Origin of the sequence: Chelatococcus asaccharovorans, from assembly GCF_003201475.1 — a bacterium.
GTDB lineage: Bacteria > Pseudomonadota > Alphaproteobacteria > Rhizobiales > Beijerinckiaceae > Chelatococcus > Chelatococcus asaccharovorans.
In genome coordinates, this window is record NZ_QJJK01000004.1 from 236,469 (window position 1) to 249,434 (window position 12,966).

Here is a 12,966-nt window from a genome sequence, read left to right on the forward strand (position 1 = left end):
TAAAACGGGTGCAGAAACGCGCAGCGCTTTGCGGGAAGGTGTCGGCCAGACACGGCCCTCCCTGTCCGCAAATTGCATAAGATGGTCCGCATGGGGCGCGATCTGTCGGGATACGCGCCATCCGCACTATGTCCGAGTGCTCTCACCAAAAAGGTAAGTCGATGAAGTTCTTCTACGCCAACGGGACATGCGCGCTTGGTATTCATATCCTCCTCGAGGAAACAGGCGCGGCCTACGAGCCTCACAGGCTCGATTTCGCCAAACAGGAGCAAAAGAGCCCCGGCTATCTGGCGATCAATCCAAAGGGCAAGGTTCCCCTCTTCCAGTTCGATGACGGCAGCACGCTCTCCGAGTTCCAGGCGTTAGCAACTTGGCTGCACCTCACCCATCCCGACAAGCGGCTGTTGCCGGCCGACCCCTTGGCTGCCGCACGCGCCTATGAATTGATGGACTACACCGTCGGGACCGTCCACAGTCTCGGCTTCTCGCGCATCTCCCGCCCGCAGAACTTTTCCCCGGCGCCCGAGAGCCACGAGGCAGTCAAGGCGGCTGGTCTCGCGACCTTCGAGCAGGGCATGGCTTGGCTCGGGAGCAAAGCAAGCGCCGAGGGCTTTGCGGTCGGCGACTTCTCGCTAGCGGACGCCGCGCTCTTCTACGTCGAGTTCTGGATGGCCGAACGCCTGAAGAAGCCGCTGCCGGGTCATCTGGCGAACCACTATGCCAGGATGAAGGACCGGCCCTCGGTCCAGAAAGTTCTGAAAATTCATGGCTTTGCCTGATCGGAAGGCGGGCTGCGGCTGACGGTTCCACAGGACAGGGGAGCCGTCGGCCCACCGGGAGAGTTGACGAGCCTCGGGGGAGGGTGCTTCCTCGCCCGGAGGGCTGCCCGAGGCTATTGGACCATCGTCCTGTTTCAGACGCCGCTGTCCGCCATGGACAGGCGTTCAAGGGCACGGTCCAGGTCGCCGATCAGGTCCTCCGGATGCTCCAACCCCACATGGATACGCATCAGCTGGCCTTGCCATGCTGGACGCGTGGCCTCTCGTTTGCCGTCGAGACTTACGGGGATGAGCAGACTTTCGAAACCGCCCCAGCTCGACCCCATCCCGAAATAGCTCAGCCCGTCCATCATCGGCCCGAGCGCAGCCTTGTCGCGGCATCGGATGACAAAGCCGAACAGTCCCGAGGCACCGGTGAACTGCTCGCGCCACAAGGCATGCTGCGGGTGGCTGGCCAGAGCCGGATGGATGACCCGCTCCACGAGGGGATGCGCCTCGAGCCATCGAGCGACCTCGAGGCCATTTTCATTGTGTTGCTTCAGACGCGTGACGAGGGTCCTGAACCCCCGCAGCACGAGATAGGCGTCATCAGGCCCGGCGCAGAGACCAAAGTCCGAGATCGCCTTTCTCATCTTTCCGAGGTTGTCTTCGTTGCAGGCGATCGCGCCCAGCATCGCGTCCGCATGACCGCCAATGTACTTCGTGGCGGCATGGACGACGATGTCGACCCCAAGCCGGAACGGCTTGAGGAAATGCCCACCGCTCCAGGAATTGTCGATGACCGTCGTCACGCCATGCGCGCGTGCCACCTGCGTGATGGCGGCGATATCCTGGATCTCGAATGTGTGCGAGCCCGGGGATTCCATCCAGATCAGGCGCGTGCGGTCCGTCACCAGGGCAGCGATGTCCGGCCCAATGCACGGGTCGTAAAACACCGTCTTCACGCCGAACTGTTCGTTCAGTCGCCGGCAAAACGCGCGAACCGGGGGATAGACCGCGTCGGAAATCAGGAATTCAACGCCCGGCCCGGCATGAGCGATCAATGTGGTGGTCACAGCGCTCATGCCGGACGGCGTCAACACCGTTCCCGCGGCTCCCTCCAGCGTGCTGATCGCGTCTTCCAGCGCCATGGTCGTCGGCGTGCCGCGCCGGCCATAGCGAACAGGGGCGGTTGCCTTCTGCTCATAGGCGGCGAGCGTCGGAAACAGGATGGTCGACGCGTGATAGACGGGTGTGTTGACCGCTCCGAAATGGCCGCTCGACCGGCCGGCATGCGTGACGATCGTCTCGTCGTTCGTGCTCGGATGCGTGTCGGCCTGTCCGGCCTTCTTGTCCTGATGAGCGCTCACTTCAAGATCCTAAATTCCGACGTGCCGTCGCGGTTGATCTGGTTCGGCAGACCGTGCTCCCAGTTGAAATACTGCAGGGTCGCGGCATCGTTGCCTTTCTGCCGATCATGCGCCCAGAACAGGTAGTCGATGCATGCCTCGTCCGGCGGGGCGTGGGGCGTCGTTTCCACCTCACCGCCCGCGGCGACCCAGGCGCTCAACCCCCCGTCGAGAACGCAAACGTCACGGTCCGGAAACAGGCGCTTCAAGTCGGCGGCGAAGAGAAGCGCCCGTGCGGCGACGGCGCTGTAGACGATGATCGAATCGGCCTGCTGTACGCGCTCGCGCAGGGCTTCCAGACGTGGGCGTATGGCCCAGACCGCCCCGGCGATATGGCTGTGTCGGTAGTCCATGGAGGCGCCGACATCGATCGTCAGAGCCTTGCCGGCACGGAGATGCCTGGCGCGGTCCGCATCGACCAGCGCGACAGACGCGAGAGACGGAATGGCTGGGGGCGGATCGTCTTTCACGACTTGCGCCGTTGCGCCCGCGACGCCGCCCTCGAGGACGCGCGCATCGTAGCCCATTTGCCGAAGCCAGTGGGCAGCTGAAACGGCACGCACGAAGGGCGCGCTGTCGATCAGGACGAGCAACCCCTTGCGCACCGCGCACCAGCGGATGACCCCCTGGACGAGTTGCCCGCCGGGGGCGTGGACCGAGCCGGCGATATGCCCGTCGTCGAATTCCTCCCGGGTGCGGACATCGAGCCTATAGAGGTTTCTTTGTCCTTCGGCCGCGACCCGCTCGACGTCGGCCTGCGCGATATCCGGGATATCCGTCTTGCGGCGGAGATCGTTCGCGAACGCCTCCGCGCGGGCCGCACCCTCCGGTGTCACCTCCGCGAACCGGTTTGTACTGCCGTTGTGCAGGGATAGTCCGGCCATCCGCCAGGCCTGCGTACCGCCGCGCAATGCGTAAACCGGATTCTCCACGCCGGCATTGATCAGGGTTTGCGCGCCGATGATCGAGCGCGTGCGGCCTGCGCAGGTCACGACGACCGTGGTCTGGGGATCTTTGACCAGATCCGGCAGTCGCAACAACAGCTCCCCGTTCGGTACGCTGATGCTGCCGGGAATGCTGACGCCGTGATGTTCGGGCCATGTGCGGCCATCGAGAATGACGACGTCCTCGCCTTTTCCGATCAGCGCCTCGACGTCCTGCGGGTTGAGCGCAGGAGTGTGCAGTTCTTCTTCGACGATCTCGCCGAAGGCCTTGGGCGTCACGTCTTCGCCGATGAAGACTTCGCCCCCGGCCTCCCGCCAAGCGTCGACGCCGCCCGTCAGGCGGTCGATGGTCACATAACCGAGCTCGCGCAATCGTTCCTCGGCGCGGGGCGCGACGCTGTCGATGCCGTCGATCAGCACGATCCGCGTCGTGCGGCGGGGAACCTGCAGCAGGATCCCGGTTTCGAGCTCGCTAAAGGGGATATTGGCGGCGTGCAGCAGATGCTCCAAGCCGAAGTGGCCTTTCTCGCGAATGTCCACAATGGCAATCTCTTCGTCGGAAGAGATTGTTTTCATAAGCTCCGTTGCGGAAATCTCGTTCACATCGGCATCCATGTCAGCGGTGGTGGTTGCTGTCCGTCACTGCAATCAGCGGACCGCGAAGCTTCGTCACATCGCCCCAAGCGAGGAGCGGACGGCGATCCGCATCTCCTTGCATGCCCTTCGTGGGCCCTCGTTTCACGCCCCGCATCCGTCGGGGTTCAGAGCTTGACCGGCTTTGCCACATGCTCGGCGAAAGCCGGCCTCTGAAGCAGCCTGTCGCGGTAGGCGACGACTTTCGGGAAGGCGGGTTTGGCGATATCGAGCTCGACCCAGCGGTGCACTTGCGCGCCAAGCGCGATGTCGCCCACCGTCAGCGCGTTTCCGGCGATGAAATCCGTTTCGGCGAGCGCGGTCTCCAAAGTCGAGACCATCGCGCAGACATCCTCCAGCAGGGCCTTCGTGTCGCCGCCGGCGCGATGCAGATCGCGGAGGGTCTTGAGGCTCGGCACAAGCGTGATCGAGCACCAGTCCATCCACCGGTCGGACCCCGCCCGTTCCGCGAGATCCGCAGGCAGGAGACCGCTCCCGTAGCGCCCGGCGAGATAGCGCACGATCGCATTCGATTCCCACAGGACCGCGTCTCCATCCTCGATGGTCGGAATGCGACCATGGGGGTTCTTGCTGCGGTAGGTTGGGTCGTCATTGCCGCCAAACTTACCCCCAAGGTCGATCCGCTCATGGGGAAGTCCAAGTTCGCCAATCGTCCACATGACCTTGGCCACGTTCGACGAATCGGGCCTTCCCCACACTTTCAGCATCGCATTCGACCTCAATCAGGATACATTAGTATACATATGAATTCACGCCGGGGAACAAGTCAAGGCCGCTCTGCGCGGTGATCCGGCCGCAGATCGGTGATCCGCCACCGCGGGTTCCCTGGAGCCAGTGTTCATGCGGGGCGGGATATCTTGATGCACGCGCCTTGCCTTGCGCCGGATTACCCGGGCCGTTGCCGCCCATGCGCGCGAGGTGTGTGGCGGCTCTTGAACGGACAAAAGCGAGTGACGATCAACGACCTCTGAAGCAAGATCGCCCTCCACCGATATCAATAGCCTTACGTTACGGACATCGCTATCCGGCAAATCAAATGCGATGAGGTGGATTGCGCAAGGTGAGTCTTCTTACAGCGCCTTGGGCGATCGGCAGGGGCGCACAGGGGTGACGACGAGGCGACCGTCGGGTGTAGTCGAAAACGCAGCCTCCACGCCGAAGACCTGAGCAAGCCTTAGCGCATCGATGATGTCCGCCGGTGCCCCCAGACCGACGACTTTCCCCCCGTGAAACAGGACCGCCTGGTCCGCAAACCGCGCAGCGATATTGAGATCGTGGAGGATAACCAGCGTGGTGAGAACGCGTTCATGGGTCAGTCGCCGCACCACCTCCATCACCTCAAGCTGGTGTCGGATATCGAGCGCGCTGATGGGTTCATCAAGAAGAAGGATCTTCGGCTCGGCCGCCAGTGCCTGGGCGAGAAAGACGAGTTGGCGTTGACCGCCGCTGAGCTCTCCGAGATAGCGGCCCGCCAAAGCGGCGATATCGAGCTCGGTGAGCACCTGCCGGGCCAATTCGACATCAGCGGGCTTCACGCGTAGGCCCAGCTGGCCGAGGCGGCCGAGCAAGACGGCTTCCAGGACTGTCAGTGCAGCGCGCGTCGCGGTGTCCTGCGGCATGTAGCCAATGGAGTCTCGCGTTGCGGACCCCGCCAGAACGATCTGCCCGGTATAGCGCACGAGGCCTGCGATGGCCTTGACAAGCGAGGATTTTCCCGAGCCGTTCGGGCCGAGGACCGCGAGGACCTCACCAGGCTTGGCAGTGAGCGTCACCCCGTCCAACGCGCGCGTGGCGCCGTAACGGACCGAGAGTGTCTGAATGTCCACGCTCACCAGAATGCCCTCCGGCTCCGCGTGACGAGCCACACGAAAAACGGCACGCCGATGAGCGAGGTGACGATGCCGATCGGCACAATTGCGCCGGGAAGCACCGACTTGCTCGCGATGGATGCCAAGGAAAGGAGCAATGCACCGCAGACTGCCGATGCGGGCAGCAATCCCCGCTGGTCTTCGCCGACGAGCATGCGGGCGATATGGGGCGCGACCAGGCCGACGAAGCCGATGGTGCCGACGAAGGCGACCGCGACACCGGTGAGCGCAGAGATGATCGCAAAAGCGCGCAGGCGCAACCGGGCAACATCGACGCCAAGCCCGCGCGCCCTGTCATCGCCGAGCTTGAGGGCCGTGAGCCGCCACGCATCGACCAGAAGCAGGGGAAACGCGCCCCCCAGCACGATACTGATGATCCAGAGCTTTGCCCAGGTTGCCTTCTGCAATGATCCAAACAGCCAGAAGACGATCTGCTGGAGCGCTTCCGGCGAAGCGGCGAACTGCAGGAGAGCAAGCAGAGCCTGGAACAGGAAGAGCAGCGCGATTCCGCCCAGCACCAGCATCTCCGGAGATGCGCCGCGCAGGCTGCCGATGCCGTAGACACCCGCGCAAGCCAGGCCGGCAAACAGAAAGGACATGACAGGGATGGCCCAGGCCTCGGGCAGCGGCACGACGACGCCGAGCACGATGACAAGTGCGGCACCGAAGCCGGCTCCAGCGGACACGCCCAATGTGTAGCTGGATGCCAGCGGGTTGTTGAGGATGGTTTGCATGATGCCGCCGGACAAGCCGAGTGCCGCGCCCACCGCGATCGCCACGAAGGCCGTCGGCAATCGGATCGTCCAAACGATCGCATCGACCGTCGGGTCCTTGGCGAGACGCAGCACCGAGCCCACAACAGCCGTTATCGGCAGGAGGGCGGGACCGGTTGCAACATCCACAAGAAGGCTCATGAAGAGCGCGCAGACGCCAAAGAGCAGGACGGCACGCCGCCGATCTGCCAGGCTGGTATAGAGGGCGCTGATCGCGCCCTCATCTGAGCCGACGTGATGCATCACGGCTTGAGCGTCAACATCCACGTGCCGCTGTAGGGCACCGGAAGATAATGTTCGTGGTAATTCTTGAAGTTGAGTACCGGGTCCACATCTGCGAATTGTTCCGGGTAAAGACGTTTCGCGATGAATTGAATGGCTGTGAAATCATACAGCGTGCGCGCGAGCCCATGCTCGATCGCGTTCAGTTCTCCAGCCTTCACAGCCTTCAAATTGCCCCATCCGGGCCGTTGCGTATAGGTCGTCAGGCTCGCCCGGGTTTCCTCAGGCTGAATATCGTAGCCGGTTCTGACCGCCTTCGTCTTGCCGACCCATGACGACGACGCCATGATGATCATGTCCGGGTCCTCGGCGATCACCGCCTCAGCGTTAAGAGGCCCCCATGGGCCCGGGATCTTGCCTGTGGCAATATTATCTGCACCGAGTGCCGTTATGATCGCTCCCCACATCGTGTTGTTATATGTATTGCCGATCGTATCGGCGCCGTCGCGTGCCAGCTCTACATAAACCTTCTTCACCGGAGCGCCGGCGGCTTTGGCCCGGTCAACGCGCGCGAGAATGTCTTTGTATTGGGCATCATAGAGTGTCGCGAGCTCTTCAGCGCGTTCCTCATTTCCGAGCACCTTGCCCACCGCGCGGACAGAGGCGAGGTGCCTGTCGAGCTTCTGGGCATTGTAATCGATAACAACGATAGGTATCCCGGCGCCTTCAATCTGGGCCATCTGCGTTTTTGCCGCGTTGTACCCCCATTCGGACATGAAGAGTACGTCGGGCTTGAGGCCGATTACTTTTTCCGCGCTGAAGCTGCTGTCATCCGTGTGCCCGATATCAGGCATCGCGGCAAGATTGGGTATCGCCGCTTTGTAACGGTCGAAGATTAGCGGCCGCCAACCTTCCCAAGGTGCGCGCGAAATACCCACCACCTTCTTCCACCCGTCAACGCCAGCGACGGCGGTGAATTCCTCGAAATTGAAATTCAGCGCCACACGATTAACGGGTAGGTCAACGGTGACTTTGCGTCCGAGGGCGTCCGATATCTCGGTCGGGGTCGCCAGTGCTGATGTAGTGGATAATATAATTGCCAAAGCACTAAGTTTAAAGCTGAGCGGAATACGCATTCTATTGCCTCCATGTCATTCGGCACGCAAGCATGCTTGCGCGGATTCGTTTCTTATTGTCTGTCGTGCTCGCGGTGGGCGGTGTCGGTTTGGGGCTTGGCGATGTGCTGGTCCATCATCACGAGACCCTCAAAGCTTGATAATTGTTGCGCAATCGCCGGGGGCAGTTGCGCCTCGGATGTCTTTACAGAAAGGGCGAGCTTTCGGGCGGTCTCAGCGTCCAGCCCGAGCTGCTGCAACGCGGCCGCATCCGTGAGCGCATCGCCGCCGCAGAGGATGATTTGCCACGTCCCGTTTGCCTCACGGAGAAGGGCCCTTCCGCCCAGGTCGCCCTGGATCCAGCCGGCCACGGCCACGCCGGACTCGATGCTGATGGGAGCGACCGAAAGGCGCGCTTCGGGGCGGTCGAACATGTGCAAGAGGAGATCACGGATCGCGCCCCGATCGTCGCCGGCATGGACAGCGCCGGTCATGACATTGAACAGAGCAAATACGGACGCGCCGATCGAAGTATATTTCATGTCAATTCCAACGTCTTTTCACGCTCACGGCCGGATGTCGATGGGGCTTTCGAGTTTGGCCAACTCGAAATCCGAGACGAGAATGTCGATGCGGGCTGCCCATCGCCCTGGAAGCGGCAGGTTCAGGGCGTCGACCTGCCACGTGCCGTCGCTCAGCCTTGTCGCGGGACGGCGGATCGGTTCGATGCCCGCCGATGGGTTGGCGAGGATGAGCGTGACGGCCTTGGCATCGAGCGGACCGAAGTCGCCGGTCATAACGACGATCGACGCCGACGCCGGTCCGACGCGCCCTGGCGTGATCGTCAGGTCCGCCATGGCCTTGGCGCTATGAATATGAACGGAGGCCGGCGCTGCCGCGGCCGCGGCGAGCGCACGCGGTGGAGGTGTGAACCGCCAGAAGGCGGCAACGGCAAAAATGGCGAGAACGATCGCGAGTTCCAGGCGGATCGAACGCACAAGCTGCGCCGTGGCCGGGCGCTCGCCTCGCTCGGCCGGCGCGGTCAGCCAGAAGCGGTTGAAGGCGGCGAGACCAAACAGAGCCACGAGCAGCACGAGCTTGGCGATCAGCACCTGCCCATAGGCGGTGCTCCATAGCGCGCTCGGACTGCCCAACTGGATGATCGCCAGGAGAATGCCCGCCGCGACCAGCGGCAGAACTGCGACTGGAATGACCTTCGAAAAGCGGCGGAGGGCCAGAATGGCGTCGGGTGACTGCATCCTGAGTGCCGCCGCGAGCGGTATCAACGAGCCGGCCCAGAAGGTGATCCCGATCGCATGCAGGAAGACGGCGGGACGCGTCACCCACTGGGGTTGAGCCGCGCCGGCATGGCCGCTCGCGGCCAGCGCAACGCCTACCCCCACCAAGGCGAGGAGCGAGAGAACCTTGCCAATCCAGCCCCCTGCCAGGAGCGCGACGAGGGCGACAGCGGCAGATATCGCTGCGACAATGGCGGTGTTGCCGTAACTCGTGGAGAAGCCGGTTGTCCAGGCGACGGCATTGCCGAGGGCCGACAAGGGCGTGCCGAGCGCATCGAGCCCCTGCAGCCCCACCGTCAGCGGCGTCACCAGCAAAGCCGCTCCGGCTGCCCCCACTGCCACGCGCAGCGCAGCAGGAGAGGGACCCCCGATCCACTGTGTGAAAAAGATGCCGCCGATGCCAATGAAAAGGCCGGCATAGAGCACCACCTTGCATGCCCAGATGGCGATGCGTACGGGCCAGTCGATCGCGTCGCTCACGTTGGGAGGCGAACCGCTGCTCGGGGCACCGATCGAGAAGACAGCGGAGCCACCGACGGGGTGGCCGTCCTCGGAAACGATCCGCCAGCTCAGGACATGTGTCCCGTTGCCGAGCCCGGTCGGCGCCGCGATGTCCAGGGTGGTGTCGCGGAGCACGAAGCGGTCGAGGGTGGTGATGGTGCCGTCCGGCTTGATAAGCTTCAAGACAAGGGGCGATGTCGGCTCGCTGAACGTCAGCGAAAAGGAATTCGGTGCCGTCCCGACGACAGCACCGTCAGCAGGTTCCACACGCACCAGCGCGGCATGCGCAGCCGCATCGCCTGTCAGCGCCAGCAGGCATGTCGCCGCGCCCATGAGCATGGCGAGCCATAGGAAAAACAGCGCTCTGGTGCGTTGGATCATGGTTGTCTTATCTGCGGGCTTACCGGACATATCCAAGGCGCGGGCGCACAGGCCCGCGCCTCGTATGGCGATTACTTCTTGGGAAGGAGCTTCAGCCCGGGCGCCGGCTTCTCGTAGTCATCCGCCTTCTTTCCCGCTTCCGGAATCTCGATCCAGCGCGCGGCTGCGCCGTCCGGGCATTCCTGGACGACGGGGAAGTAGAGCATCGTGTCCGCCTTCAGATCGCCTGTCAGATAGCCACGCAGGACGAACTCGTCATATTCGTCGTCGCCCAGATTGCCGCCGCTCCATATGACCTCCGTCACGCCTTCGCCCGTCGGCGTGCCGTAGTAGTCGTAGGACTTGGCGTATTTGCCCTTGACCTTCTCGAGTTTCCAGCCGGGCTTGGGCTGGGGTTTCACCGCAATCACGCCCTCGGGAATCCGGACACGGACGGTGTTCGTGGCTTTGCCCTCGCAACCATGAGGGACTCGGAAAGTGGCCTTGTAGGTGGAGGACACCGGAGCCTGCTGGCTTTCCAGCGTGACATGGGCCAAGGCGGCGCTCGCCCCGACAGCCGAGAGCAGGACCGCCGGAATAAGAGACTTCAACGATATCATGGACGGGATTTCCTCTGTTATGACCGGGCCTGACGGCCGGTTGGGGGCCTGCGGCGGCGCTCTGCCGTTCGCGGTGGGGTGTCCGGCGCAAAGCGGCGCGCCGGGGAGGGGTGTGGTGGATCTGATGCGTGAAGGGGCAGATGCGCGGCGAGACGCGCCTGCCACTTCAGGGGGCTTTTCCGGCGACAAGGCGCTGCAGCTTGGCAAGCGCGGTATCGGCGTTTTCACGGTAGGCCAAGGTCCCGGCAAACGCGCCGCTTCGGTCCATCAGATAGACGATGGCGGTGTGGTCGAGCGTGTAGTCGCCGCCTTCGGTCGGGACCTTGCGCCAGAAGACTTTGTAGGCCTTGGCGACGGCCGCGATCTTGTCCTCAGGTCCCGTCAGGCCGATGATCCGGGGATCAAAGGATTGCAGATAGGTCGCCAGCATATCCGGCGTGTCGCGCGCAGGATCGAGCGAAACGAAGATCGCCTTGAGCTTGTCGGCATCCGGGCCCATGCGCTGGAGCGTTTCGGACAGTTCCCACAACGTCGTCGGACAGATCTCGGGGCAGCGGGTGAAGCCGAAAAAGATCGCGAAAGGCGTTCCCTTCAGATCCCGATCCGACAGTTCGTCACCGGCCTGTGTGGTCAACCGAAAGGGCCCGCCGGGCCCTGCCGCGGTCTCCGCCTGCGGTCGAGGCCTGGAGGCGGAGAGCAGCGCTATGGCGGTCGTCAGGATGACGGCCAGCACGACCCCTGCCAGGATCAGGCCGATCCATCGCCAGGATCGTTTCATGTCAGTGCCCCGCGGACTTGCCGTGACCCATGTGATCGCCAGCATCACTGGCGCCGATTGCGCGCACGTCGAAGGTCAGGTCGATCGGGCCCGCCTTCTCGAAGGTCAGCCGTGCCTTGAATGGCTCGCCTTCCTTGAGCCCGTTTTTCAGGTCCACGAACATCAGGTGGTAGGAGCCGGGCTTCAGGACGACCTCGCCCTTGGCGGGAACGGTCAGGCCGTCCGCGAGCGGGCGCATGGTCATGATGCCATCCTTGACCGCCATTTCATGGATCTCTGTCCGGCCCGAGATGCCGGAGGTGGCGGCAATGAGCCGATCCGGCTGGTCACCCGTGTTGCGGATGACGAGATAGCCGCCGGCCACTTTGGCGCCGCCAGGCGTTGCGCGCGACCAGGGTTGACTGACAGTGATCGGGCCGACCGCCATGTCGTGCGCAAAGACTGTCTGGGCCGATGCGAAGATCATACCGATGGCGAGAGCGACGAGGCCAAGCTTTTCCTCGAGACTGCGAAATAGACAGAGCGGCGCGCTCGCGCTCCAGGCGCGGCGGGACAAAAACGATGACATGGGATATCTCCACGCTGAGACGCGTTCCGCCGCGCGAGCGACAGATCATTGAAGGTGCGTCAGAAGACCCCGCGCATGGCGTCGGGGTCAGGCAGCGATGGAGTGTGGTGGTGCGCGTGGGCGTCCGGGGCTGCCATCGCGGCGCAACGGCGGCCGGACGCCGAGGTCCGGCAACGGATGTGCAAGGACGGCGGAATGCTCGAACGGTGTTTCCGCGGCGGCAGGCAGCGATAGAAGGACCGGCGCGAACATGCTGCATCCATAAAGGCAGCAGTCCGGCAGATGTTTGCGCACCGGGGCGTCGTCGGATGCACCGGACAGGTCGCCCGATGGTGCACACAGAAACGTTCCGAAGACGTCGTTGCGTTCCGGCGAGGCGCTGGCGCCTATTGCAAAGGCACCGAGGACAGACTGCAGGACGAGCATATAGGCCACGACAAGCGCGACCCAAGCCCATCCCTTTCGCTGCCTCAGCGCCTCCACCCGGCTCTCCAACCCCTGATTAATCCGTTCGTTCGCAATCATAGTCGAATGGGAGCCAGCATACCACACCCGACGATCGCCAGTTGGCGTAGCGCGACAGGAGTCTGTATGACAAATTGTCATAGGGGCTTGACCTGCCCCTGCGATTCGCCGCCAGTCGGAGGTTGGGTCCATCCTCGTTTGAAGGGCGGACGGATGAAGCGGAAGCGGTTCACGGAAGAACAGATCTTCGCAGTGCTACGCCAGCGAGGCCGGTGCGAAGAAGGGAGATCTGGCCCGCAAGCACGGAGCTCGGAGGCCATTCTGTCTATTTGAAAGGCGAAGTATGGCCGGATGGGCGTGTCCGACGCCAGGCCTGAAGGCTCTGGAAGAGGAGAACGCGAAGCTGAAGAAGCCGCTCTTCGACCAGATGCAGGAGGCTTCGGCGCCGACGGAGCTTCTGTCAAAGATGGTCGGGGTCGCCGGTAAGCGCGATGCCGTCGCGCATTTGCAAGCCGTCATGGGCCTGTCGATACGTCTCTGCCGAGCAAGGCCGAACCTGCCGACCGACCGAGATCATCACCGCGAAATGTGCCATGCACCTGCCGCTCCTCCGGCAGGGCGAGCTGAACGTCA

Annotated in this window: 13 protein-coding genes and 1 pseudogene; 2 read left to right on the forward strand and 12 right to left on the reverse strand. The window is 63.3% G+C overall.

What is annotated here, in order from left to right; all coding sequences use genetic code 11:
• Positions 1-161 precede the first annotated feature (161 nt).
• The gene (locus C7450_RS11035) at positions 162-779 is read left to right on the forward strand and encodes a glutathione S-transferase family protein (protein ID WP_170147199.1); all 618 of its coding nucleotides are present in this window, start codon (positions 162-164) and stop codon (positions 777-779) included.
• A 134-nt stretch (positions 780-913) separates the two neighbouring features.
• Here C7450_RS11035 and metC read toward each other — a convergent pair whose 3' ends face one another.
• The 12 genes from metC to C7450_RS11095 all read right to left on the reverse strand — a co-directional run bounded on the left by metC (position 914) and on the right by C7450_RS11095 (position 12,351).
• Positions 914-2,128 (reverse strand): cystathionine beta-lyase, encoded by a 1,215-nt coding sequence (metC, locus tag C7450_RS11040; RefSeq protein WP_110374503.1) that lies wholly within the window; start codon positions 2,126-2,128, stop codon positions 914-916.
• Entirely contained in the window at positions 2,125-3,714 is a 1,590-nt protein-coding gene (locus C7450_RS11045; RefSeq protein WP_170147200.1) for a rhodanese-like domain-containing protein, read from the reverse strand. Before C7450_RS11045 ends, metC begins: the two co-directional genes overlap by 4 nt.
• Before the next feature lie 158 nt (positions 3,715-3,872).
• Positions 3,873-4,472 carry a glutathione S-transferase family protein gene (locus tag C7450_RS11050; RefSeq protein WP_110374505.1) on the reverse strand — a complete coding sequence of 200 codons (600 nt, stop codon included), beginning with the start codon at positions 4,470-4,472 and terminating at the stop codon, positions 3,873-3,875.
• A gap of 363 nt (positions 4,473-4,835) precedes the next feature.
• Positions 4,836-5,597 carry an ABC transporter ATP-binding protein gene (locus tag C7450_RS11055; protein ID WP_110374506.1) on the reverse strand — a complete coding sequence of 254 codons (762 nt, stop codon included), beginning with the start codon at positions 5,595-5,597 and terminating at the stop codon, positions 4,836-4,838.
• Entirely contained in the window at positions 5,594-6,649 is a 1,056-nt protein-coding gene (locus C7450_RS11060; protein WP_110374507.1) for a FecCD family ABC transporter permease, read from the reverse strand. The genes C7450_RS11055 and C7450_RS11060 overlap by 4 nt, the downstream gene beginning before the upstream one ends.
• The gene (locus C7450_RS11065; RefSeq protein ID WP_110374508.1) at positions 6,649-7,764 is read right to left on the reverse strand and encodes an ABC transporter substrate-binding protein; all 1,116 of its coding nucleotides are present in this window, start codon (positions 7,762-7,764) and stop codon (positions 6,649-6,651) included. The genes C7450_RS11060 and C7450_RS11065 overlap by 1 nt, the downstream gene beginning before the upstream one ends.
• A gap of 53 nt (positions 7,765-7,817) precedes the next feature.
• Positions 7,818-8,285 (reverse strand): copper uptake system-associated protein, encoded by a 468-nt coding sequence (locus C7450_RS11070; RefSeq protein ID WP_110374509.1) that lies wholly within the window; start codon positions 8,283-8,285, stop codon positions 7,818-7,820.
• A 24-nt stretch (positions 8,286-8,309) separates the two neighbouring features.
• Positions 8,310-9,923: a copper resistance CopC/CopD family protein gene (locus C7450_RS11075; protein WP_110374510.1), complete on the reverse strand. Its 1,614-nt coding sequence runs from the start codon at positions 9,921-9,923 to the stop codon at positions 8,310-8,312.
• A gap of 71 nt (positions 9,924-9,994) precedes the next feature.
• Entirely contained in the window at positions 9,995-10,522 is a 528-nt protein-coding gene (locus tag C7450_RS11080) for a YcnI family copper-binding membrane protein (protein ID WP_110374511.1), read from the reverse strand.
• Positions 10,523-10,688: 166 nt separating this feature from the next.
• A complete protein-coding gene (locus C7450_RS11085; RefSeq protein WP_110374512.1) occupies positions 10,689-11,300 on the reverse strand; it encodes an SCO family protein in 612 nt (203 codons plus the stop codon).
• A 1-nt stretch (position 11,301) separates the two neighbouring features.
• Positions 11,302-11,868: a copper chaperone PCu(A)C gene (locus tag C7450_RS11090; protein WP_110374513.1), complete on the reverse strand. Its 567-nt coding sequence runs from the start codon at positions 11,866-11,868 to the stop codon at positions 11,302-11,304.
• Positions 11,869-11,955: 87 nt separating this feature from the next.
• Positions 11,956-12,351, reverse strand: coding sequence for a DUF2946 family protein (locus C7450_RS11095; protein WP_110374514.1), 396 nt, complete (start codon positions 12,349-12,351; stop codon positions 11,956-11,958).
• A gap of 195 nt (positions 12,352-12,546) precedes the next feature.
• Between C7450_RS11095 and C7450_RS34500 the strand changes: the two are divergent.
• Positions 12,547-12,934, forward strand: a pseudogene (locus C7450_RS34500) (transposase); the annotation flags it as partial.
• Positions 12,935-12,966: the final 32 nt, after the last annotated feature.

What these genes read in the sequence shown, in the direction of transcription:
- C7450_RS11035 (WP_170147199.1), top strand. Translation starts at nt 162, where the DNA reads ATGAAGTTCTTCTACGCCAACGGGACATGCGCGCTTGGTATTCATATC.
- C7450_RS11050 (WP_110374505.1), bottom strand. Translation starts at nt 4,472, where the DNA reads ATGCTGAAAGTGTGGGGAAGGCCCGATTCGTCGAACGTGGCCAAGGTC.
- C7450_RS11060 (WP_110374507.1), bottom strand. Translation starts at nt 6,649, where the DNA reads ATGCATCACGTCGGCTCAGATGAGGGCGCGATCAGCGCCCTCTATACC.
- C7450_RS11065 (WP_110374508.1), bottom strand. Translation starts at nt 7,764, where the DNA reads ATGCGTATTCCGCTCAGCTTTAAACTTAGTGCTTTGGCAATTATATTA.
- C7450_RS11070 (WP_110374509.1), bottom strand. Translation starts at nt 8,285, where the DNA reads ATGAAATATACTTCGATCGGCGCGTCCGTATTTGCTCTGTTCAATGTC.
- C7450_RS11075 (WP_110374510.1), bottom strand. Translation starts at nt 9,923, where the DNA reads ATGATCCAACGCACCAGAGCGCTGTTTTTCCTATGGCTCGCCATGCTC.
- C7450_RS11080 (WP_110374511.1), bottom strand. Translation starts at nt 10,522, where the DNA reads ATGATATCGTTGAAGTCTCTTATTCCGGCGGTCCTGCTCTCGGCTGTC.
- C7450_RS11085 (WP_110374512.1), bottom strand. Translation starts at nt 11,300, where the DNA reads ATGAAACGATCCTGGCGATGGATCGGCCTGATCCTGGCAGGGGTCGTG.
- C7450_RS11090 (WP_110374513.1), bottom strand. Translation starts at nt 11,868, where the DNA reads ATGTCATCGTTTTTGTCCCGCCGCGCCTGGAGCGCGAGCGCGCCGCTC.